This is a genomic window from Streptomyces finlayi (assembly GCF_014216315.1).
Lineage (GTDB): Bacteria > Actinomycetota > Actinomycetes > Streptomycetales > Streptomycetaceae > Streptomyces > Streptomyces finlayi_A.
In genome coordinates, this window is sequence record NZ_CP045702.1 from 5921847 (window position 1) to 5944277 (window position 22431).

Consider the following 22431-nt stretch of genomic DNA (forward strand, 5'->3'; position numbering starts at 1 on the left):
GAGGCGAAGCCGAAGGTGTCCCGCGCGGAACGTTTCCAGCTCCACCTGGTCAGGCTCGCGGGGCTCGTCGAACGGGAACCACGCGAAGGTGCCGCGCCCTTGCAAGACCCCGGACGGGGCGGTAGCGGCATGCTGGCGGTGGGCGATCTCGGCGATGCTCAGGGCCGTCATAGGCGGTGGGCGTGAGCCGCGCTCACCGGGTGTGGGGGCGGTGAGCGGCAACGGCGTCGGCGCCGTCCAGGGCGGCCAGGGTCTTGTTCTTGGGAGCCGGGCAGGCAGGCTGCGGCCTCGGCCTGGTGGTGCGCGACGGGGCGCAGCGCGCGTTCCAGGACCGTGGGGGCATGGTGCTGATGGCAGATCAGGACCAGGCGGGGCCCGGTGTGGTCACGTAGGTCGAGTAGGGGCTGCAGCCGGGCGGCAGGAAGCAGGTGTGCGCGCAGCACGGTCAGAGGGGTGATGCCGGTGGCAAGGATCCAGGTTGCGGCGATCGATCTTTGGGCTGCGGTGTGGCGCGAGGCATGGGGGCCTGATTCGCACAGCTCAACCGGGCGGGTGAACGAAGGTGGCGTGTGCAGCAGCCGGGGTGCCGTTCATGTTCGGGTGCTCTCACTACATCAACTGCTCGACGGCGGTGGCGCAGACGCGGATATTGATCATGTGAGGGCACAACGTCGTTACGCTCTCCGGTAAGGGTGGTGCTTCCTGTGTCAGGTCTCGCGTTCGGCGATCTTGATGCGGCGGCGCGCCCTTGTCCTGTCGTGACCTGGATGGAGTGTGCTCGATGGCAGATTCAGTGAACTACCCCGGCGTCAACATCGAGGAGGTCGCCTCGTTGAGCATGGTGGTTTCCTCCGGCGCGACTGCCGTGCCGGTGTTCATCGCCGACTTCGGTAGAGCGTTCGAGGACATCGTCCGGGTCAACAGCTGGCTCGACGTTTCCCAGGCTGCCGGTGGGGCCCAGTTTTCCGGCGTGAACGGTGGGGTGCTGCGTGGGTACTTCGAGAACGGGGGCGGCTCCTGCCTTCTGGCCAACACCGCCAGCAGGACTCTGAAGGAGGTGTTGACCTCACTCGAAGGTGACGAAGTAACGATCCTGGTGCCGCTCGGCCTGTGGGACGGCGGCGCCGATGCGGCCGGCGAGATGGCCAGGGCCGTGACCGCCTACGCGGCGACCCACCAGGCGATGGCCATTTTGCACGCCGGCCAGGACCACGATGCACGGCAGGCTCGCGACGCGGCGAGGGCGTTCAAGCTGGACGCCGACCAGAGCGCGCACGCCGTCCTCTACCACCCGTGGCTGGTTCCCTCCGCAGACGGCGCCAAGCCGGTTCCGCCCGTCGGCGTGGCTGCCGGGGTGTGGTGCCGGGTCGATAGCGAGCGCGGGGTGTGGAAGGCTCCGGCGAACGTCACGGTGAACGGCGCGCGTCCGTCCCAGACGGTGAGCGACGCGGAGCAGGGCGAGGCTCAGCCGGTCGACGTGCTGCGTGAGCTCCGGGGCGTGGGCACGATCGTTGGGGGCGCCCTCACCCTCAACGAGACCGACGACCGGTGGAAGTCCATTCCGGTGCGACGTCTGGCTGACACGGTGGAGCGCGACCTGCAGAAAGCTTTCCGCGTCGTGTTCGAGCCGAACACCGAACCGACGTGGCAGAAGGTGCGGGCTGCGGCCGACAACTACCTGCAGACCCTCTGGCGGAAGGGCGGGCTGCAGGGGGCTAAGCCGGAGGACGCGTACTTCGTCCAGGTCGGGGTGGGCGTCACCATGACCGAGGAAGACGTCCAAGCCGGAAGGATCATCCTGAAGGTCGGCCTCGCCGCGGTACGCCCGACCGAGTTCATCCCTGTGGCCGTGACCGGAAACGCGGCTCAGGCCTGACGGCCGGCATCAGCCTGCGCGCCTCTCCGACGGCGCCGCGCGGACTGCGCCCGACGGACACGGGAGGAGCTAGTTCCTGGCAGGTCCTTGGGTGGGTGGAGCTCGGCGCGTAGCATGCGCACCTGCCACCACGGATCATCGGGCCTGCCGCGCCGGTACGCCTTGCGCTGCTTGTCGGTGGGTACATGCAGGCGCAGCTGCTTCGGGGTTCCACGGTGGCCGCCCGTGTAGGCGGCCACCGGGAGCCATCGGCTTTGGGCCGTCATCGCCTTGCGACGGCGGTGTTCTTGGTCAGGCGGAGGTGGTGGGGGTTGCTTCTTCTTGGGCGATCCTGGCTTCCATCTCGGCGGTGTCGGTGCCGGCCGCCCTCGCGCCGTAGCCGCGGTGGACGACGAGGAGCTGGTTCTCGGTTCCGTTCTTGTCGCGGTAGGCGACCACTGCGGGGCCTGCTCCGCTGCGGTGGTCACCGAGCCTCTGGTCGGTGCTCCACGAGCTGCCGTTGTAGGAGCTGAACCACAGCTGGTCGTCGCTTCCGCCGTAGCCGCGGTGCAGGCAGTAGAGCTTGTTGTCGAGCACCGCGAGAGCGGGGCCTTCCAGGCTCTCGTGGGCGGGCAGCCTGGTGTCCTTGCTCCAGCTGGCGCCGTCGTAGATGGCGTGCCAGAGCTCGGTGTTGTTGCCGGACTTGTGGACCAGGTGGAGCTTTCCGCCGTAGACCGTCAGGGCCGGGTTGGCGGAGGTCTCGTGCGCCGGCAGGGCGGTGCCCTTGCTCCAGCCGGCGCCGTCGTAGGTGGCGTGCCACAGCTGGTTGTTGTTGCCGGACTTGTAGACCAGGTGCAGGCGCCCGTTGAACACGGCGAGGGCCGGCCCCGTCGTGCTCATGTGGTCGATCGGGGCATCCGTGCTCCAGGAGGTGCCGTTGAACATCGTGTGGAAGAGCCGCTTGTCGTCACCCACTCCCCGGTGCACGCAGTGCAGCTTGCCGTTGAACGCCGCCAGCGCGGGTCCGGCCGCCGTCATGTGGTCAGGGAAGCGGTGGTCCTCGCCCCACCCGTGCTCCGGGTCGTAGACGGCCCACCACAGGTCGTCATGAGGGCTGGCGAAACCGCGGTGCACCAGATACAGCTTGCCGTTGTACTCGGCCAGCGCCGGGTTCGAGCCGCTGTGATGCGCGCTGAACTTCTCGTCCGCGTTCCAGGCCATCCGGCCGGTGTCGTCCCGCCCGTAGACGGTCCACCACAGGCTCGTGTCCTCACGCGGGGCCAGCGAGATGGGCAGCAGCATGGCGGGCATGGGCCAGGGGGAGACGAGTTTGCAGCCGTAGTCCTTCATCCGCTCCACGGCATCGGCGCGCAGGGCCATGGTGGCTTCGGCGGCGATGGCGATCGGCAGCGGCAGGAACTCGGCGACCAGCGCGGTGACCGCAGGGGCGGCTTTGGCGAACAGCTCGCAGCCCGCCGTGTTGAAGTGGATCTCGACGCCCCACCACTTCGTCACCACCGCCACCTGCGCCCCCGGGAAATACAGGTCGTCGGTCAGCGGGATCTCGGTCCAGCCGAGCGGGACGGTGACCGACTCCCCCGAAGCGGTCTGCATAGTCAGCACGTGCTGCCCGTCCGGGCCCGGCTCCTGTGCCTGTGTCCCGGCGCCCGGCACCGTCTCACCGACCTGGCGGTTCTCGACCGTCATCATGCTCCTCTCCTGGTTGCCCGCGTGATCACGGACACGTCATCCGTACACCCGGCGACACCAGGACAAACCCGAAATCCAGCCAGCGTGACACCGCCGCCGGCCCAGGCCTGATGCCGGACTTCGCACTCACCCCGACCTCGCACGCGCCTATCCGCACAGGTCACAGGGCGCGACAGCCCCCAACGCGACAGGGGCCGCGACAGCCGCGCGGCCGCCCGCAATCACGCGGCGCAGTCCTTCACCGGGTAAAGCCTGCCGTGCAGCACCCGCACCTCCCACCACGGATCGTCCGGCGCGCAGACCAGCGCGGCCAGCAGCGAAGAACCGCGACGCGCTGCGTCAACAGCGGCCTCGTGGAATCAGGTGCTGGCCGGGGCCGTCGGCTCCTGGCTGGCCTTGCGCCAGGGTGCCGCAGGGTCTCGGAGGGTGTCGAGCATGAGCTCGCACCAAGTGAGGGCGGCGTTAGCCGCGAGGTGGGCGTGGCGGGCGCCCAGTCCGGTGGGGGGTGCGTTTCCGTCTGAGTGAGATTTGAACTGATGTTCGTGGCGTTCGGGTGGGTTGTTCAGGCTGCTGTGGCGTATTCGTGCTGGTAGTGGCTGGTGTGGTCGCGTTGGTGGGCGCGTTGGGCGTGGAAGTGCCAGTAGGCGTCGAAGTCGCCGTTGTCGATGACGGCGCGTAGGAGGAGGACGGCTTCGGCGCCGGTCAGGCTCCATCGGGCGCCGGTGATGTCGAGTCGGTCCTTGATCAGGTAGCGGCAGCAGCCCTCGATGACGCCGCTGGCGATGGGCCAGCCCATGGTCAGGGCGATGCGGTAGGCCAGGAACGGCTCCTTGGCCTCGATGTAGGCGATGGCGCGGTCCAGTCCGGGCAGTTGGGCGGGGCCGTCGTGGCGGCGGGTGCGGGCTTGGGCGCGGAGGTCGGCGACCACGCGGGCGCTGTGTCCTTGCAGGACGGTGCGGGCCAGGGCGTCGACGCAGGCCGCGCGGGCGGGCCCGGCGGGGTGGAGGTCCTCGGCTGCCTTCCACAAATATTCCAGCACGTGGATAAAGTCGACGACGATGTCGATTTTGACACGCGTGTGGCGGCTTCGCTTTGCAGGCAGTCGAGTTGGTGGTTCGCTCCGTCGACCAGGACGACCCAGCGGCGCTGGTGTCCGGGGTCGCGGGCGGTGGCCTGGTCGAACATGGCGGTGACCATCTGGGTGGTGGAGTGCTCCAGGGAGGCGTGGACCTCGCGGCCGGTGGCCCGGGGGCCGGGCTCGCGGTTGCGGCGCTGGTCGGCGGTGGCGGGCAGCACGTCGGCCGGCGGGGACGGCGTCGTAGACGGCGGTGACGGTGGCCATGCGCCGCTTGCCGGTGCGGGTCCGGGAACTGAGCTGCGCGGACGGCGGCTGCGGGCCGCTGCGGGCGGCCGCTGCCGCGCGGACCGGCTCGCGCAGGTCCTTCTCGATCATGTTGACACCCGTTGCGTCGCAGGTCAGGACCAGCAGATCGCCGACGTCGGGACCTTGGCCGGCGCCGGGGGCGTCGAGCTGGGCCTGGTAAAAGTCGGGGATGTCGGCGGCGGCGCCTTCGCAGATCTCCATCAGCTGCCGGGTGCCGATCCGCTGGCCGGTGGTGCGCTCCAGGTTCAGCGCGGCCTGGCGCAGGGAGCCGCTGGCGGCCTCGTGCACCGCATGGCGCTGCAGGGGACGGGTGTAGGCCTGCGCGGGCAGCGACAGGACCGCGTCGGCGGGGTGCAGGTTCCCGGCCTTCAAGGCCCGGTAGGCGATCCGGGTCGTCTCGACGCGGCCCAGCGCGGAGACCATCAGCCGGCGGTGGCCGGGCTCGGCCCAGCACCGCACCACCTGGTCCGAACCCGTCACCCGGGGCAGGCGGACCTCGGTGGCGGCGCGGGAGTCGAGCTGGTCCTGCATCATGCGACGCAGCAACTCCCGGCCCTCGGTGGTGACGTAGTCCTCCAACGCTTCCGCGGTGCACGACATCATCACCGGCCCGGACAAGTGTCCGACCATCTCATCCAAACGGGTGTAGGTGGCGGCGAACGGCTGGGCTTCGAGGCTGGGGCGGCGCATGCCACAAGCGTGCTGGGGCAGACCGTTGGTCAACAGGCACGGGCCGTTGCTACAGCGGAGGTTCGGGACCGTTTGGGCTGTCACACCCCGTACCGGTAGGGGTGCGTTTCCTTCTGAGTGAGATTTGAACTGGGGTTCGGGGTGTCTGTGGGGGTGCCCGTCTCGTTGCGGTTGCTGGTTGGCCAGTTGACGTGAGAGGTGGGTTCGGATGGGCTGCGACGAGGTGCTCCGGCTGTTGCGGGACCGGGAGGCGGCCTGCCGGGGGGAGGTCGAGCGGCTGCGCGGGGAGGCGGAGCGTATCGCTCAGCTCCTGGCGGAGTGTGAGGAGGACCTGGCGGCGGTCGCCACGGCGTCCAAGGTGGTCGGCGAGCTGCCGGCGCTCCACGCGCCGGTGCTGGCGGGCCCGGTGGGGCCTGTCGTGATCCCGTTGCCGCGCGCTGGGGTGTCGGCAGGGCGGGCCGGGGTGCGGGAGGCGGCGGCGGAGTTCACCGAGCAGGTAGTGGAGGTGCTGGCCCGGGCGCGCGGGCCGGTGCGCGGGTAGGGTTCCACCGGGTCTTCTTTCTAATCGGTCAGGCGGTTCAACCCGACCAACTAGGAGAAGGCCCTTTACCGTTACACCAGTTCACCCTCGCGAGGACACCGCGGCCGGCGTGTTGACCGGCGCGAACAGGCCCCCTGGCGTCGCGACCGCCCGGCCATCGGCCACCGCTCGCTTCAGGTGGTGGCGCACCCGCTCGACATTGCGCGCCGTGCCCTCCAATCCGAGCCACCCCGTGGACACGTCCCCGTCGCCGACTACTCCTGCGCAGCCGAACCCCCTGCAGTACGCGAGGCGGAACGTCGGGCTCGTCACTACTCCGATGCCCGCCACTGGCACGTCGCCGGTGTCTGGTCCGACGACGACCCCACCGTGCCCCTCGACACCCGGTTGGGCTGGTCCGCCATCACGGGGGCCCTGTCGTCCGGCCTGGTCCGTGGAATCGTCGTCGCCGGAGCCACGCACGTCGCCGACGACGCCGCCCAGTTCGCCGCGCTCGGCGTCCTCATCCGCGACCGTGGCGGATTCCTGACCGAGGCGACTAACAGCCCCTCCCGCCACACACCCGGTCAGCACGACCGTCGCCGGATCCTCTTCGAGGCCGCGGCCGGCTGGACGCCATGAGGGCGCCTCATCCCCGGAAGCGTCCAATGAGCCGCGCACGTGCGGAGATCGGCGATCTTGTCCAGGACGGCACCGGACGGCAGGCGATCGTGACCGACATCAAGCAGGGGCGGACCTGGGTCCTGCGTCGACCGTCGGGCGGCACGGCGCACCAGTGGGAGACCCACGACCCCGACTCCCTTCACGTGCTGGAGACCCGCACGTCCCGGTTCGCACGCCAGCGAGACGAGCAATGAGCACCCCTACAGACGTCCCGTCCCTGCCTCTGGAAGGCGAACCCGCTGTGTACGCATTCGGCTTATGCCTCGACCAGCGCTACCTCGTGCCGGGCCTGGCCGCCATCACCGCCCTCGCCGACAGCCTCACTCCCCGAGCCCGCCGGGACGTGGCGCTGCGCGTCCTCACCCTCGACCTGACTTCGTCCGAGGCCGTGCTCCTCTCGCACCTGGGGCACCGCGTCGGCTTCGGCTCGTTCGACCTGGCCCACCGCTCCCCGCTGCGTACGGCGCGGATGGCGGACTCCTCCTACATCAGCGTCGCCACCTACCTGCGGTTCGAGTTCACCGCCGCGTTTGTCCGACGGCCGTATCTGATCTACCTCGATGCCGACACTCTCGTGCGAGGCGACCTGAGCGCACCGCTGAACGACTTGCGCCTGGGTGACGTGGGCGCTGTACCGCGAACATCAACCACATCATCTCGAAGAAGATCGTCACCACCGCTGAACGCACCGGCCGCGGTATCGCCCTGGAAGACCTCACGGGCATCCGCGACCGGGCACGGCTCCGCAAGGACCAGCGGACACAACTGCATTCGTGGAGCTTCCACCAGCTCGGCTCCTTCCTTGAGTACAAGGCGCGCCGGGCCGGGGTGCCTCTGGTGTACGTCGATCCGGCGTACACCAGCCGGCAATGCTCCGCATGCGGACACATCGACCGGAAGAACCGAGTCGGTCAGGCAACGTTCGCGTGACAACATCGACCGCAAGGGCGAAGCTGTGTGGACAGCGGGGCGTGAGTCACGCGTCCCAGCCACCCCATAGGTGGTCCGGACGGAGGAGGCCACACCACAGCCAGTGGCGCCCCACCTCCAAGCCCGGTCCTTCAGAGCCGGGTCAAGTTGACGCTGGGTGCTCCCTTCTGACGATCGCGTGGTCGACCCGACATAGACGATCGCGGAGCGCCCATCGGCATTCCCGAAAGGCTCCGCTTCATGTCGGTATCCGCGTCACCGCTTTCCCTCTCTTCGGTCGTCACCACCCTCCGCGCCGCAGGCTGTGTCTTCGCCGAGGACGAGGCCGCACTCCTCCTCGCCACCGCCGGAACCCCGGCCGAACTGGCTGCCATGGTGGAGCGCCGCGTCGCCGGCCTTCCCCTCGAACACGTCCTGGGCTGGGCCGAGTTCTGCGGGCTGCGCGTCCACGTCGGCCCCGGTGTCTTCGTCCCCCGCCGCCGCACCGAGTTCCTCGTCCAGCAGGCCGTGGGACTCACCCCGATCCCGTCCGTCGTCGTCGACCTCTGCTGCGGATCGGGAGCGCTCGGAGCGGCTCTGGCAGCGGCACTGGAGGGCGTCGAACTGCACGCCACCGACGTCGAACCGGCGGCCGTACGGTACGCCCGGCGCAATGTCGGCGGCCTCGGAAAGGTCTACGAGGGCGACCTCTTCGCGCCCCTGCCGGACTCCCTGCGCGGACGCGTCGACGTCCTGCTCGCGAACGTGCCGTACGTACCGACCGGCGATGTCGAACTGCTGCCCGCCGAAGCACGCATCCACGAACCGCGCGTCGCCCTCGACGGCGGCGGTGACGGACTCGACGTGATGCGCCGCGTGGCCGCCGAGGCACCGCGGTGGCTGGCGCCGGGCGGCAGCCTGCTCGTGGAGACGAGCGAGCGGCAGGCGGCGCGGGCGGAGGAGGCGGTGGGCAGCGGCGGGCTCATCCCGCGCGTGATGACCTCGGACGAGCTGTACGCCACCGTCGTCATCGGCACCAGGCCGGTGGACTAGTACTGCAACCACATGTGGGGGTCTTGGCCCCGTCGTTGGTAGTGCAGCGGCGGGCTCGGGCTTGGCTGCGGCGGCGGAAGTGTGACCAGCGGAGACGGTGCTCGTTGGGTTGGCAGTGGGGCGTGAGGACGACGTGCCCGATCATCCGGCGGATCTCGGGGACGCTGAGGGGTATGAGGTGCGGGCGAGCGCCCAGTGCCCGAATCCGCCCTCCCAGGTGGGCCGGACCGCGACGCGGGCCCAGTGGCAGATCCGCTGGCCGTGGCCGCCGGCACCCTGCACGCTGTGTCGCCCGTCCGGCCGGTCGATGCCGCGCGCCCGGCCCACCGCGACGTCCTGGTCACGACCTTCACACCCGGCTGACCGGGCCTGTCCCGCCGGTGGGGGTCCTTGCCCGGCGGCACCTTGGTGATGCCGGCGCCGAGGACATCGGCCAGCCGCGCTCGACTGCGAGGAGGTGCCGCCCGCTACCAAATCCACCGGGACCGGCCCCTCGAGGGACTGCGGCGCACGAAAGTCGAGCCCGTCGAGAGCACCGGATGGGAGCGGGGGCATGACCAGCGCCGCTGGTCCGGGCGGTCTGTGCGGTCCAGATGGTTCGAACAGGTGTCAGGCCACGTGCGTCGGCCCGGGAGGGCGGGCCGGAATCGGAGGCCGGTTACGGTCGGTCATCGAGCGGTCGGCGCCGGCCGACGTACAGGAGGTGCTGCTGTGTCGACTACGGAGCCGCGATCCACCATCGCGATGCTCCCGATCATCTCGGGACTCTCCCTGGCTTTCACGATCACGGCCGTCGACCCGCTGGTCCTCAGCCTGAACATGCCGCAGGTCAGTCGGGCGCTCCAAGTGCCGCCCGACATCGTCGGGTTCCTGGGAGGCGCGGCTACGCTGGTCGTGGCCGCCGCCGTGCTCGCCGTGGGCAGTCTCGGCGACGCCTTCGGGCTCAAGCGGATGCTGATGCTGGGGCTGGTCGGTGACATCCTCGTCAACCTGCTGTCGGCGCTCTCCCCCGGCTACACGTACCTGCTGGTGATGCGCCTCCTCGACGGCCTGGCCCTGGCCGCGGTCCTGGGAGTGTCACTGGCCCTGCTCAAGGTGTCGGTGCCGGCGGAGAGGCGGCCGGCAGCCATCGGCATCTTCATGGCCATCGAGATGCTGCTGTGCGGGGTCACCCCCGCGCTCGGGGGCTGGGTGGTGGACACCGTTGGCTGGCGGTGGCTCTTCCTGCTCGCACCACTGCTGTCGCTGATCGCACTCGGGCTGACGGCCCGGTACGTCGCCGAGCCCCCCACCCTGCAGCGCCGACGAGTCGACATCGTCGGCGTCAGCCTCGTCGGCCTTACCCTGCTGACCCTCGTGCACGGCATCGCCGAGGCGCAGAACGGGATCTCCCAGCTCCAGGCATGGCTGCCGCTGGTGATCAGTTCGGTCGCCGGCGTGCTGTTCGTGCTCCGTGAGCGCCGGACACCGGATCCGGTCCTCGACCTGTCGCTGTTCCGCAGCAGCCCGTTCACCGTGGCGGCGCTGGCCAGCCTGACGCTGAACTTCATCGTCGCGGGCTTCAGTTTCGCACTGGGGCAGTTCGGCAGTGTGATCATGTCGCTGCCACAGAGCACGATCGGCCTGCTGTATCTGCCAGGCACACTGGCGATTTCCGGCGCCGTCATCCTCGCCGGAAGCCTGATCGGGAAGTACACACCCCGGCCCGTGCTCATCACCGGCCTGCTGGTGCTGGTTGCGGGCGGGCTGCTGATGGCGGCCACCGCCAAGCCGACGATGCCACTGTGGATTCTCGTACTGGCCACCTGGCTCACCAACCTCGGATCGCTGGTGGCCTCCGCCGCGGTGGCCGAGACCATCCTCTCGCACGCCCCGCCCGGGAAGTCCGGCGCCGTGGCCTCCGTCCAGCCGGCGTTCGGAATGACCGGCTACGCACTCGGCCCCGCCGTCTACCTCCTGCTTCTCAACTTCTTCTTCCAACGGCAGTGGCTCAACGACGCCGAGGAGCGTGGAGTGTCGGCGACCGAGGCCGATCAGGCCGTGGACGCCACCCGAAGCGCGATGGCGCACAGTCCGGGCACCACCGGATACGACCCGGGCCTGCTCCGGCAGTCCGGACTGGACCTCGGGCTGGACTTCACCAACGGTCTGAGGCTCACCATGCTGGTCGTGAGCCTCCTGCCCCTCGCCCTGGCTGTGGCGGCGTACCTGCTCATTCCCCGCCGGCCGCGGCCCACGCGGTAGGAAGCCGTCCGGGCCGGTCCGACCGGCCACCAGGAGGCCGTGGCCACCGGGCCACCCGGCCACAGACGGCGCGCAGAAGTTCGAAGGGATGGACGCGACGCTCGTGACAAGCCTTGGCTGTCCCGCAGGGCTGCACAGTCGGACGCGGCGGGTCAGTATGGAAGGGAAGGCACGTTCCCGAGTGGAGGCTCTCATGGCTGATACCGAAACGTCAACGCCGTTGCGTTTGGGTTTTGAGTCGCAGGTCAAGCCCTGTTGAATGACGCAACGGGACGTCCTGATAGATCAGCTTGTGTCGAGCAAGAAGATCATCGGGAGTCCCGTTGCAGGAGAAGTCTGTCATCACGCGCACGGTCGAGGCGGCCGGGGGTGTGTACGCGCCCGGCCACTTGGGCGAGCTGACCCAGATCGTGGACTTCGTACTGGTGGACGCGGTGATCGATGAGACAGGGTCACGTGAGAAGCGGCTGCGGCTGCTGCCGTCCCGGGTGGTGGTCTATTTCGTCCTCGCGCTGGCCCTGTTCGAGGACTGTTCCTATCGGGGCGTGTGGGGCAAGCTGACGGCGGGGCTGGAGGGACTGCCGTTGGTGCGTCCGGCGGTCTCCTCGCTGTCCCGGGCCCGACGGCGGATAGGAGCGGCACCGCTGCGGCGGCTGTTCGAGATCCTCGCCGGACCCGTCGCCCACCTCGGGCAGGCCGGCTCGTTCTATCGGGGGCTTCGGACCGTGGCCGTGGACGGCACCTTGCTGCACGTGCCCGATGAGGAGGCGCTCACCTGGCGCTATCCCAAGCGGGCGGGCGAGAGCGTGGAGTTCGGCTACCCGCTGCTACGACTCGTGGTCCTGGTCGAGTGTGGCACCCGTGCCGTGCTGGCCGCCGCGTTCGGCCCCGAGAGTGACGGCGAACTCACCTACGCGGGACGCCTGTTGAGTGTGCTGGACCGCACGATGCTCCTGCTGGCCGATGCCGGCTTCGACGCGAACGAGTTCGCCCGGGACGTCCAGGCCACCGGCGCCCAGTTCCTGGTGCGCTCCTCCGCCCGCCGCATACCCACCCCCTTCCGGCACCTGGACGACGGCTCCTACCTGGCCCGGATCGGCTACGGCGTCCTGCCCGTCATGCTGACCGTCCGCGTCATCGAGGCGTCCGTCACCGTGACCCTGGCCGATGGCACCGTCCGCACCGAGCAGTGGCGCCTGCTCACCACTCTCCTCGACCCGGCCGCCCACCCAGCTGCCAGGCTCGTGGATCTCTACCACGAGCGGTGGCAGTCGGAGACGACGTACTTCTCGATCAAGGCAACGATGCTGGACGGCCGTGTCCTGCGCTCCCGCAGCCTGACCGGCCTCGACCAGGAGGTCTACGCCCTGCTCACCACCTACCAGGCCCTGATCCGTGCCGCTTCCGACACCGCCTGCACCCGGCCCGGCCTGGACATGGACCGCATCAGCTTCACCGTCCTGCAGACCACCGCCGGCGACACCGTGACCACCGCGACCGCGATCCTGCCCCCGACGGGACCCGCCGACCTCGTCGGCACCATCGGCCGGGCCGTCCTCGACGCCCTGCACCCCGCCCGCCACCGGCACCGCGTCAAGGCCCGCACCCGAAAGAACCCCACCAGCAAGTACGGCCCGAACGCCGGACAACACCCCACGACCAGCCAGAACTACACCGTCCACACCACTGTCACGTTCTTCGAGCACGGACTTGCGAGCCGCTCGCGGACGTAAACGCAACGGTGTTGACCGAAACGTTCGTCCGCGATCTCTTCAGGGCGTGGAACGACAGGGACTACGACTCCATCGCCGAGTCCGTCGCTCCGGACTGCACCCTCGTCGAGCAGGGCAGCGGAAGGACACTGAAGGGTCCGGAGGGGTTCACTCAGCTTGCGAAGGCCATGTTCGAGGCGATGCCCGACGGCACGTTCACCCTCGACCACATCACGTCCCAGGGGGAGACGGTGGTCGTCGAGTACACGGGCAGCGGGACCCAGACCGGCGACCTGGTCCTGCATGCGGGCACCGTGCCCGCCACGGGGCATCGCGTCACGGTGCACGCGTGCGACATCTACGAGGTCAAGGACGGCAAGATCCAGGAGGGCCGCGCCTATCTGGACACCGGCGCCATCATGAGCCAGCTGGGTCTGGCCGAGCAGCTGCGGGGCTGACCGGAAAAGGCCCCCTACCGAGGGCCCCCGACCGAGATCGAGAAGCCAAGGGGGGCGACCACCTGATCAGGTAGTGCACCTCCCGCCGCGTAGTCTCGGCGCCACACCGCCCGCTTCAGTGCAGGTCGCGAGGTGACCGTCAGGCGCGCATGGGATCTGAGCAGACCGGCGACGGCCCAGGTGAGCGCGGCTGCCCGCCTCGACGGGCACCAGGACCGCTTTCGGGGCCGAGCCTGCGGGCGTCCAGCTCGGTGACCGGGTCCCTCTCGGACATGGTCTCGGGAATGGTCCCGGACATGGCGGTCCTCCTGTTCCTCATCGTGCTTCCGAAGCTCCTGCCTCCGAAGCTCCTGCTTCCGAAGCTCCTGCCTCCGAAGTGCGGACTCCGTCGCCGCTCCGGATTCATCGGTGCCCGGCTAGGCTCGACCTGCGGGTCCATGAAGGTCAGCGGGCAGGAGAGCGTGGAATGACGACGGTGCCGGGGCGCAGTAGCAGTACGTTCACCCGTCTGCTACGGCACGGTTTCACCGATCCCTCCGCAGCCGAACGGCTCCTGGAGCTGGGTGCCCTCTCCTCCGTACGGTCCGATCCGGTCCTGCTCGAAGCGCTCGGCGCGACCGCCGACCCCGATCTGGCACTGCGGAGCCTCGTCCGGGTGGTCGAGGCCGAGGAGGCCGACGAGCGGCAGAGGCTGCTGGACACGCTGGTCACCGCCAAGCCCCTCCGGGACCGGCTCCTCGGCGTGCTCGGTGCCTCGGAGGCGCTCGGGGACCACCTGGCGCGCCACCCGCGCGACTGGCGGGCACTCGTCACGTACGAGGCCACCGACCTGCACCCGGGCGTGGCCGAATTCGAGCGGGGGCTCGCCGACGCCGTGGATCCGGACACGCTGCGCATCTCCTACCGTCGCTGCCTGCTGGCCATAGCGGCCCGGGACGTCTGCGGCACCATCGATGTCGCCGAGACCGCCGCCGAGCTGGCCGACCTGGCGACGGCCACGCTCCGGGCGGCGCTCGCCATCGCCCGTACGGCCACGCCCGCCGACGCCGCCCTCTGCCGGGTCGCCGTCATCGCGATGGGCAAGTGCGGCGGCCACGAACTGAACTACGTCTCCGACGTCGACGTGATCTTCGTGGCGGAGCCCGCCGACGGGGTCGAGGAGAGCATGGCGGTGCCCGCCGCCACCAGGCTGGCCGCCCACATGATGCGGATCTGCTCCGACACGACGGGCGAGGGCACCATCTGGCCGGTCGACGCCAACCTCCGCCCCGAGGGGCGCAACGGCCCCCTCGTCCGGACTCTCTCCTCCCACCTCGCGTACTACCAGCGCTGGGCCAAGACCTGGGAGTTCCAGGCACTGCTGAAGGCCCGGCCGGTCGCCGGTGACCCCGAGCTGGGCGCCGAGTACGTCGAGGCGGTCTCTCCGCTGGTGTGGCAGGCAGCCGAACGGGACAACTTCGTCGCCGACGTGCAGAAGATGCGCCGCCGTGTCGTCGAGACCATTCCGGTGGACCGCGTCGACCGCGAACTGAAGCTGGGACCGGGCGGGCTGCGTGACGTCGAGTTCGCCGTCCAGCTGCTCCAGCTCGTACACGGCCGCAGCGACGCGAGTCTGCACAGCGGATCCACGCTGGAGGCGCTGCGGGCGCTCGCCGAAGGCGGCTACGTGGGGCGCGTCGACGCCGCGCACTTCGACGAGGCGTACCGCTTCCTGCGTGCCATGGAGCACCGCATCCAGCTCTACCGGCTGCGCCGCACCCACCTCGTGCCCGAGGGCGAGGCGGACCTGCGCCGGCTCGGCCGGTCCCTCGGGATGCGTACGGACCCGGTCGCCGAACTCAACAAGGCGTGGAAGCGCCACGCGTCCGTCGTGCGCCGGCTGCACGAGAAGCTCTTCTACCGGCCTTTGCTGGACGCTGTCGCCCAGCTGGCCCCCGGCGAGTCCCGGCTCAGTGCCAAGGCCGCCGGAATCCGGCTGGAAGCCCTCGGCTACGCGGACCCGGCAGCGGCCCTGCGGCATCTGGAGGCGCTGTCGTCCGGGGTCTCCCGCAAGGCCGCCATCCAGCGCACGCTGCTGCCGGTGCTGCTCGGCTGGTTCGCGGACTCCGCCGACCCGGACGCCGGACTCCTCGGCTTCCGCAAGGTCTCGGACGCGCTGGGCAAGACGCCCTGGTACCTGCGGCTCCTGCGCGACGAGGGGGCGGCGGCGGAGAACCTCGCCCGTGTCCTGTCCGCCGGGCGCCTCGCTCCCGACCTGCTGCTGCGCGCCCCGGAGGCCGTGGCGATCCTCGGCGATCCAGAGGGCCTGAAGCCGCGCACCAGGGAACACCTGGAGCAGGAGGTGCTGGCCGCGGTGGGGCGGGCCGACGGTGCCGAGTCCGCGGTCGCGGCGGTGCGTGGCATACGGCGCCGGGAGCTGTTCCGGACGACTGCGGCCGACATCATCCGCTCGTACGGAACGGAGGAGAGCCCCGCCGAACAGGACCTGGGCGCACTCGTCGACCGGGTCGGCTCCGCGGTCTCCGACCTGAACGCCGCCACTTTGTCGGGCGCGCTGCGGGCCGCCGTACGGGAGCGCTGGGGAGACACCCTCCCGACCCGGTTCGCGGTGATCGGGATGGGCCGCTTCGGGGGGCACGAGCTGGGGTACGGCTCCGACGCGGACGTGCTGTTCGTCCATGAGCCGCGGGAGGGGGTGAGCGACCAGGAGGCGTCCCGGGCCGCCAACACGGTCGTGTCGGAGATGCGCAGGCTGCTCCAACTGCCCACTGCGGATCCGCCGCTGCTGATCGACGCCGATCTGCGGCCGGAGGGCAAGAGCGGCCCGATGGTGCGGACACTCAAGTCGTACGGGGCGTACTACCGGCGGTGGGCGCTGATCTGGGAGAGCCAGGCGCTGTTGCGGGCCGAGCCGGTCGCGGGCGACGAGGAGCTGGGGCGCGAGTTCATTGATCTGATCGATCCGCTTCGGTATCCGATGGAGGGGCTGGGGGACGACGCGGTCCGCGAGATCCGCCGGCTCAAGGCCCGGATGGAGTCCGAGCGCATGCCGCGCGGCGCCGATCCGACGCTGCACGCGAAACTGGGGCGCGGCGGGCTCAGTGACGTCGAATGGACCGTTCAGCTCATGCAGTTGCAGCACGGCTGGGTCGAGCCGGGGCTGCGGACGACGCGTACGAGGGAGGCACTCGCCGCGGCCTGTGCGGCCGGACTCATTCCGGCCGAGGAAGCGCAGACCCTGGACGAGGCATGGGTGCTGGCGACGCGGGTGCGCAACGCCGTGATGCTGGTGCGGGGACGGCCGGGAGACACGTTCCCGTCGAACCCGCGCGAGCTCACGGCTGTGGGGCGGTACCTGGGGTACGAGCCGGGGCACGTCGGCGACATGCTGGACGACTACCGGCGGATTACGCGGCGGGCCCGGGCGGTGATGGAGGAGCGGTTCTACGGGGCGGTGTGAGGGGCTGGGCCGCTCGGGCCGACCTGACCGCGTCCGGGCTCGACCCTGTGGGCCGGTATCGGATCGTCCTCGTCCTCAGACGCGGGACGAGCCGGTTCGTGCCGTCGCCGCCGCCGGGGACAGGGCTCCCAGCCGTCCCCGGCCGGTGGGAACCAGCTTCGAAAGGCGGTGCGGCAGCGAGCCGTACCAGGCGAACGACAGTGCGTAACCGAAGCTCAGGCAGGCGATGCCGCCCACCGCGTCGAGCCAGAAGTGGTTGGCCGTCGCGACGATCACGACCAGGGTGGCCGTCGGGTAGAGCAGCCCCAGGATGCGCCCCCAGGGTGCCGAGGCCAGCGCGAAAATGGTCAGACCGCACCACAGCGACCAGCCGATGTGCATCGACGGCATCGCCGCGTACTGGTTCGACATGTTCTTGAAGTCGCCCGAAGCCATCGAGCCCCAGGTCTGGTGCAGCAGCACGGTGTCGATGAAGTTCCCGCCGTTCATCAGGCGGGGCGGTGCGAGCGGATACAGGTAGTAACCGAGCAGAGCCACACCCGTGGTCGCGAAGAGGACCAGTCTGGTCGCGGAGTAGCGGCCAGGATGCCGGCGGAACAGCCAGACGAGCACACCGATGGTGACGATGAAGTGCAGCGTCGCGTAGTAGTAGTTCATCGACACGATCAGCCATGTCACCGAGTTGACGCCGCGGTTGACCGTTTCCTCGAACGCGAGGCCCATGGCCTTCTCCGCCGACCAGATCCAGTCGGCGTTGCGCAGGGCGGCGGCCCGCTGTTCGGGGACGGAGTTGCGCACAAGGGAGTACAGCCAGTAACTGACCGCGATCAGCAGGATCTCGAACCACAGCCGTGGCCGACGAGGCGAGCGCAGCGACCGGAATCTCGCCGACGCGCCGGACGGCTTCGGTTCGGGGGCTGCCTCGGCCGCCATGGGTGCCGCAGCGGCCGTCGTCCGGCCTTCCTGTGTCTTCACTTGCGATTCACCCATAGGCGCAGAGTCTGCCAGATACGTCCCACACTCCCCGATCATCCTCCGGTCGGGCTCCGGTTGCACGCCCTGCACCTTACGAACGGGGGGAAATGCCGGAATCCGGCCCGGGGCCGGAGGCCGTCGAGCCGCGAACCACCAGCTCAGGCATGAACACGAACTCACTGTGCGGGGCCGGGGTCCCGCCGATCTCTTCCAGCAGCGTGCGTACCGCGGCCTGGCCCATCGCCGTCACCGGCTGCCGGACCGTGGTCAGCGGCGGATCGGTGAACGCTATCAGCGGCGAATCGTCGTAGCCCACGACCGACAGATCGCGCGGCACTTCAAGCGACAGCCGACGGGCCGCGCGGATCGCGCCGAGCGCCATCATGTCGCTCGCGCACACCACCGCCGTGCAGCCTCGCTCCATCAGCGCCGAGGCGGCCGCCTGGCCGCCCTCCAGCGTGTACAGGGAGTGCTGGATCAACTCCTCCACCTCGTCCACGCCGAGGCCGAGCTGCTCGCGCATCGTGGCGTGGAAGCCCTCGATCTTGCGGAGCACCGGGACGAAGCGCTTGGGGCCGACCGCCAGGCCGATCCGCTGGTGGCCCAGCGAGATGAGGTGCGTGACCGCGAGCCGCATCGCGGCGCGGTCGTCGGGAGAGATGAACGGTGCCTGCACCTTGGGCGAGAAACCGTTGACCAGGACGAAGGGGACACCCTGGGCGCGCAGTTGTTCGTAGCGCTGCATGTCGGCGGAGGTGTCGGCGTGCAGCCCCGAGACGAAGATGATGCCCGAGACGCCCCGGTCGACGAGCATTTCGGTGAGTTCGTCCTCGGTGGAACCGCCGGGAGTCTGGGTCGCCAGCACCGGGGTGTATCCCTGCCGTGTCAGCGCCTGGCCGATGACCTGGGCCAGCGCCGGGAAGATCGGGTTCTCCAGCTCGGGCGTGATGAGGCCGACGAGGCCCGCGCTGCGCCTGCGCAGGCGTACCGGGCGCTCGTAGCCCAGCACGTCGAGCGCTGCGAGGACGGATTCGCGGGTGGCAGCGGCAACGCCGGGTTTGCCGTTCAGTACGCGGCTGACCGTAGCTTCGCTGACCCCCGCCTGAGTTGCGATATCGGCAAGCCGTGCGGTCATGAAAGGGGACTGTACCGGGCCCGTGTCGGATTGCCCACCGTGTGCGGAAATCGGCCATGCGGGCTGCTCCGGGCCGCGGAGATCAAGGATTCCCGGCTCGTTGCCGCCGCTGCCCCGGCTCGTTGCCGCACCGTCCCGGCTTGTTCCAGACCTCCCCGTCGCAACATCTTGCAAGGGCTTGCGGGGGCCGTTCGCTGACCGCAGTCAGATGGTCGCACTACGGATATACCGTGTGTGGCCTGCGATGTGTAGGGGTAAGACGCTCCCGTCAAGAGTCCCGATGGCAACCTTGAGGACACGCGGATGTAACGATCGCCAGAGCTTGCGGAAATCTTCCGCAAGGTCTTTCGGTCGTCTTTCATCCTTGTTACGTTCTCGACGACCCGGCGCCGCGACGGAGCGGTACGGCAGTTGAAGGAGTTCAGATGCGACGTGGCATAACGGCCACCGCCCTGGTTGCGGCCCTGGCGCTCGCGGCGACCGCCTGCGGCAGCGACGAGAAGACCGAGGGCAGCAAGAGCTCGGGAGAGCTCTCCGGCACGGTGACGTGGTGGGACACCTCCACCGTCGGCAGTGAGGACAAGGTCTTCAAGAAGCTCGCCGAGGGCTTCACGAAGAAGCACCCGAAGGTCGACGTCAAGTACGTCAACGTGCCGTTCGGTGAGGCGCAGAACAAGTTCAAGAACGCCGCGCAGGCCGGCGGCGGCGCCCCCGACGTGATCCGCTCCGAGGTCGCCTGGACCCCCGAGTTCGCCGACCTCGGCTACCTCGCCCCGCTCGACGGCACCGCGGCGCTGAAGGACGAGAGCGACTTCCTCAAGCAGGCCGCCGCGTCCACCAAGTACAAGGACAAGACGTACGCGGTCCCGCAGGTCATCGACTCCATGGGCATCTTCTACAACAAGAAGATCTTCAAGGACGCCGGTGTCGAGGTCCCGGCGTCGATCGACGACGTGAAGACCGTCTCGAAGACGATCAAGGACAAGACCGGCAAGACCGGCCTCTACCTGCGCGGCGACGACGCGTACTGGTTCCTCTCCTTCCTGTACGGCGAGGGCGGCGACCTGGTCAACGCGTCCGACAAGACCGTCACCGTCGACAAGCCCGAGGGCGTCAAGGCGTTCAAGGTCGTCAAGGACCTCGTGGACTCCGGTGCCGCGAAGACCGACGCCACCGACGGCTGGGAGAACATGCAGTCGTCGTTCAAGGACGGCAAGGTCGCCATGATGATCAACGGCCCGTGGGCAGTGGCCGACACGCTCGCCGGCAATGAGTTCAAGGACAAGACGAACCTGGGCATCGCCCCGGTCCCGGCCGGCTCCGCGGGTCAGGGTGCCCCGCAGGGCGGTCACAACCTCGCCGTCTACGCGGGCTCCAAGAACCTCGACGCCTCCTACGCCTTCGTCGAGTACATGACGTCCGTGGAGACCCAGGCGCAGACCGCCGGCGAGCTGAACCTGCTGCCGACGCGCACCTCCGCGTACGCCAAGCAGCAGGCCGTGGACAGCGAGATCGTCGGCTTCTTCAAGCCGGTCGTCGAGACCGCCGTCGAGCGCCCCTGGATCCCGGAGACCGGCAGCCTCTTCGCGCCGCTCGTCACCGAGTACACCAAGGTCCTCACCGACCAGACCACGCCGGAGAAGGCCGCATCGGCCACCGGTGACTCCTACCGCAAGCTCCTCAAGGGCTGGAAGTAACCCAGGAAGGCAGGCCGGCTGATGGCTGTCCACACCAGCCAGTCGGTGGCGAAGGCCGCGGGCGACGATGTCGCCCGCGGCCGGAGCCGCGGTACTGGTAACCCCCCGCCGCCGAGCAGGCTCCGGCGGGCTCTGTCGGTCCACTGGTACGCCTGGACGATGGTCGCCCCCGTCGTCCTCGTGATCGGCGTGATCATCGGCTATCCGCTGGTCCGCGGCATCTGGCTGTCGCTGACGGACGCCAACGAGCGCAACGTCGCCCGGTCCATCGGCGTCAACGAGATGCCCGCCACCTACGAGTTCGTGGGTGTGGACAACTACGTGGACGCGCTGACGGGTACCCAGTTCCTCGGCACGCTCGGCTGGACGCTGGTGTGGACGGTCTCCTGCGTGGCCATCACGTTCTCGCTGGGCATGGGCCTCGCCAACATGCTCAACCGCCGGTTCGCCGGGCGCTCCGCCTACCGGATGGCACTCATCCTGCCCTGGGCGATCCCCGGCTTCGTCTCGGTCTTCGCCTGGCGCTTCCTCTACAACGAGGACCGCGGGCTGCTCAACAAGATCCTCGGCGGCGCGGGCATCGACGGCATCCCGTGGCTCAACGACCCCACCTGGGCCAAGTTCTCCGTCATCGCCGTCAACGTCTGGCTCGGCATCCCCTTCATGATGGTCGCCCTGCTCGGCGGACTGCAGTCCATACCGGCGGAGCAGTACGAGGCGGCCGAGATGGACGGCGCCACCGCCTGGCAGCGGTTCCGCCACATCACGCTCCCCGGTCTGCGCCCGGTCTCCACCACGGTGATTCTGCTCTCCACCATCTGGACCTTCAACATGTTCCCGGTCATCTTCCTGCTCACCCGCGGCGGACCCGGCGAAGCCACCCAGATCCTGGTCACCCAGGCGTACAAATTCTCCTTCGAGATCAGCCCGCGAGACTTCGCGCAGTCCTCCACCTGGGGCGTGCTGATCCTCGTACTCCTGATGCTCTTCGCCGTGGTCTACCGGCGAGTGCTCCGCACGCAGGGAGACAACTGGTGACCACCATCACGGAACCCTCCGGACGGCACGCCGTCCGCAAGCCGCGCCGGCGCGGCGACCGCTCCCCGCTCGCCTCCACGGGTCTGCACCTCACCCTGATCATCGCGTCCGTCATCGCGGTCTTCCCGGTGCTCTGGGTCCTGCTGACCTCCCTGAAGCCCGCCAAGTTCGCGACGACGACGGACTTCTTCCGGGAGACGACGTTCGTCAACTACACGAACCTGATCAAGGACACCGAGTTCCTGAGCTGGTTCGGCAACTCCGTGATCATCGCGGGGCTCTCCACCGTCATCGGTGTCTTCGTCTCCGCGACCACGGGCTACGCCGTCAGCCGCTTCCGCTTCCCCGGCAAGCGCGGGCTGATGTGGACGCTGCTGATCACCCAGATGTTCCCGGTCGCCGTCCTCATCGTGCCGATCTACAACATCATGTCGAACATCGGCCTGCTCAATCAGCCCGCCGGTCTCGTGATCACCTACCTCACCATCTCGGTGCCGTTCTGCGCCTGGATGATGAAGGGCTTCTTCGACACCATCCCGCGTGAGATCGACGAGTCGGGACAGGTCGACGGCCTCACCCCCTTCGGCACGTTCTGGCGGCTCATCCTGCCGCTCGCCAAGCCAGGGCTCGCCGTCACCGCGTTCTACTCCTTCATCACCGCCTGGGGCGAAGTGGCGTACGCCTCCGCCTTCATGGTCGGCGACGAGAACCTCACGCTCGCCGGCGGACTCCAGAAGTTCGTCAACCAGTACGGCGCCCAGTGGGGTCCGATGACCGCCGCCTCCGTACTCATCGCGATACCGGCGGCGCTCGTCTTCCTCTTCGCGCAGCGCCACCTGGTGACCGGCATGTCCGCCGGAGCCGTCAAGGGCTGAGGGGCAACCCGACAGGCTCTGCCCCCACGCCC

Annotated in this window: 21 protein-coding genes and 1 pseudogene; 17 read left to right on the forward strand and 5 right to left on the reverse strand. The window is 69.3% G+C overall.

The window, feature by feature from the left end; genetic code table 11:
- Positions 1-260 precede the first annotated feature (260 nt).
- Positions 261-392, forward strand: coding sequence for a hypothetical protein (locus tag F0344_RS36160; protein ID WP_258050136.1), 132 nt, complete (start codon positions 261-263; stop codon positions 390-392).
- A 401-nt stretch (positions 393-793) separates the two neighbouring features.
- Positions 794-1876: a phage tail sheath family protein gene (locus F0344_RS27095; RefSeq protein ID WP_258050137.1), complete on the forward strand. Its 1083-nt coding sequence runs from the start codon at positions 794-796 to the stop codon at positions 1874-1876.
- A 291-nt stretch (positions 1877-2167) separates the two neighbouring features.
- On the opposite strand, the gene F0344_RS27100 is transcribed toward F0344_RS27095, so the two are convergent.
- Complete coding sequence (locus F0344_RS27100; protein WP_185301251.1) at positions 2168-3565, reverse strand: hypothetical protein; 1398 nt, start codon at positions 3563-3565, stop codon at positions 2168-2170.
- Positions 3566-4127: 562 nt separating this feature from the next.
- Positions 4128-5639 (reverse strand): hypothetical protein, encoded by a 1512-nt coding sequence (locus tag F0344_RS27105; RefSeq protein ID WP_185301252.1) that lies wholly within the window; start codon positions 5637-5639, stop codon positions 4128-4130.
- 208 nt (positions 5640-5847) lie between these two features.
- Between F0344_RS27105 and F0344_RS27110 the strand changes: the two genes are divergently transcribed.
- From F0344_RS27110 to F0344_RS27120, 3 genes are all read left to right on the forward strand, one after another.
- Positions 5848-6180, forward strand: a complete 333-nt coding sequence (locus F0344_RS27110) for a hypothetical protein (protein ID WP_185301253.1) — start codon at positions 5848-5850, stop codon at positions 6178-6180.
- A 180-nt stretch (positions 6181-6360) separates the two neighbouring features.
- Positions 6361-6801 (forward strand): hypothetical protein, encoded by a 441-nt coding sequence (locus F0344_RS27115; protein ID WP_258050138.1) that lies wholly within the window; start codon positions 6361-6363, stop codon positions 6799-6801.
- A gap of 26 nt (positions 6802-6827) precedes the next feature.
- Positions 6828-7037: a hypothetical protein gene (locus F0344_RS27120; RefSeq protein WP_185301254.1), complete on the forward strand. Its 210-nt coding sequence runs from the start codon at positions 6828-6830 to the stop codon at positions 7035-7037.
- Positions 7038-7099: 62 nt separating this feature from the next.
- Here the strand turns inward: F0344_RS27120 and F0344_RS36165 are convergent, their stop codons facing one another.
- Positions 7100-7288, reverse strand: coding sequence for a hypothetical protein (locus F0344_RS36165; protein ID WP_258050139.1), 189 nt, complete (start codon positions 7286-7288; stop codon positions 7100-7102).
- Here F0344_RS36165 and F0344_RS36900 point away from each other — a divergent pair.
- From F0344_RS36900 to F0344_RS27160, 9 genes and pseudogenes are all read left to right on the forward strand, one after another.
- A pseudogene (locus F0344_RS36900) lies at positions 7232-7426 on the forward strand (hypothetical protein); the annotation flags it as partial. The gene F0344_RS36165 and the pseudogene F0344_RS36900 overlap by 57 nt on opposite strands.
- A gap of 116 nt (positions 7427-7542) precedes the next feature.
- On the forward strand, positions 7543-7773 hold the full coding sequence (locus F0344_RS36905) for a zinc ribbon domain-containing protein (RefSeq protein WP_374940169.1): 231 nt from the start codon (positions 7543-7545) through the stop codon (positions 7771-7773).
- A 240-nt stretch (positions 7774-8013) separates the two neighbouring features.
- Positions 8014-8805: a putative protein N(5)-glutamine methyltransferase gene (locus F0344_RS27135; protein ID WP_185301255.1), complete on the forward strand. Its 792-nt coding sequence runs from the start codon at positions 8014-8016 to the stop codon at positions 8803-8805.
- A 285-nt stretch (positions 8806-9090) separates the two neighbouring features.
- Positions 9091-9168, forward strand: coding sequence for a hypothetical protein (locus F0344_RS35200; RefSeq protein WP_445585685.1), 78 nt, complete (start codon positions 9091-9093; stop codon positions 9166-9168).
- 348 nt (positions 9169-9516) lie between these two features.
- A complete protein-coding gene (locus tag F0344_RS27140) occupies positions 9517-11049 on the forward strand; it encodes an MFS transporter (RefSeq protein WP_219732156.1) in 1533 nt (510 codons plus the stop codon).
- A 323-nt stretch (positions 11050-11372) separates the two neighbouring features.
- Positions 11373-12782: an IS4 family transposase gene (locus tag F0344_RS27145; protein ID WP_185296855.1), complete on the forward strand. Its 1410-nt coding sequence runs from the start codon at positions 11373-11375 to the stop codon at positions 12780-12782.
- Positions 12783-12793: 11 nt separating this feature from the next.
- Positions 12794-13219, forward strand: a complete 426-nt coding sequence (locus F0344_RS27150; RefSeq protein ID WP_185301256.1) for an ester cyclase — start codon at positions 12794-12796, stop codon at positions 13217-13219.
- A 296-nt stretch (positions 13220-13515) separates the two neighbouring features.
- The gene (locus F0344_RS27155; RefSeq protein WP_185301257.1) at positions 13516-13689 is read left to right on the forward strand and encodes a hypothetical protein; all 174 of its coding nucleotides are present in this window, start codon (positions 13516-13518) and stop codon (positions 13687-13689) included.
- Positions 13686-16679, forward strand: coding sequence for a bifunctional [glutamine synthetase] adenylyltransferase/[glutamine synthetase]-adenylyl-L-tyrosine phosphorylase (locus F0344_RS27160; RefSeq protein WP_185301258.1), 2994 nt, complete (start codon positions 13686-13688; stop codon positions 16677-16679). The genes F0344_RS27155 and F0344_RS27160 overlap by 4 nt, the downstream gene beginning before the upstream one ends.
- Positions 16680-16754: 75 nt before the next feature.
- On the opposite strand, the gene F0344_RS27165 is transcribed toward F0344_RS27160, so the two are convergent.
- The gene (locus tag F0344_RS27165; RefSeq protein WP_185301259.1) at positions 16755-17669 is read right to left on the reverse strand and encodes a phosphatase PAP2 family protein; all 915 of its coding nucleotides are present in this window, start codon (positions 17667-17669) and stop codon (positions 16755-16757) included.
- Between the two features lie 76 nt (positions 17670-17745).
- Positions 17746-18789 (reverse strand): LacI family DNA-binding transcriptional regulator, encoded by a 1044-nt coding sequence (locus F0344_RS27170; RefSeq protein WP_185301260.1) that lies wholly within the window; start codon positions 18787-18789, stop codon positions 17746-17748.
- Positions 18790-19214: 425 nt separating this feature from the next.
- Between F0344_RS27170 and F0344_RS27175 the strand changes: the two genes are divergently transcribed.
- The 3 genes from F0344_RS27175 to F0344_RS27185 are packed head-to-tail and all read left to right on the forward strand — an operon-like array spanning position 19215 to position 22399.
- Positions 19215-20486: an extracellular solute-binding protein gene (locus tag F0344_RS27175; protein ID WP_185301261.1), complete on the forward strand. Its 1272-nt coding sequence runs from the start codon at positions 19215-19217 to the stop codon at positions 20484-20486.
- A 21-nt stretch (positions 20487-20507) separates the two neighbouring features.
- A complete protein-coding gene (locus F0344_RS27180; protein ID WP_185301262.1) occupies positions 20508-21524 on the forward strand; it encodes a carbohydrate ABC transporter permease in 1017 nt (338 codons plus the stop codon).
- The gene (locus F0344_RS27185) at positions 21521-22399 is read left to right on the forward strand and encodes a sugar ABC transporter permease (protein ID WP_185301263.1); all 879 of its coding nucleotides are present in this window, start codon (positions 21521-21523) and stop codon (positions 22397-22399) included. The genes F0344_RS27180 and F0344_RS27185 overlap by 4 nt, the downstream gene beginning before the upstream one ends.
- Positions 22400-22431 lie beyond the last annotated feature (32 nt).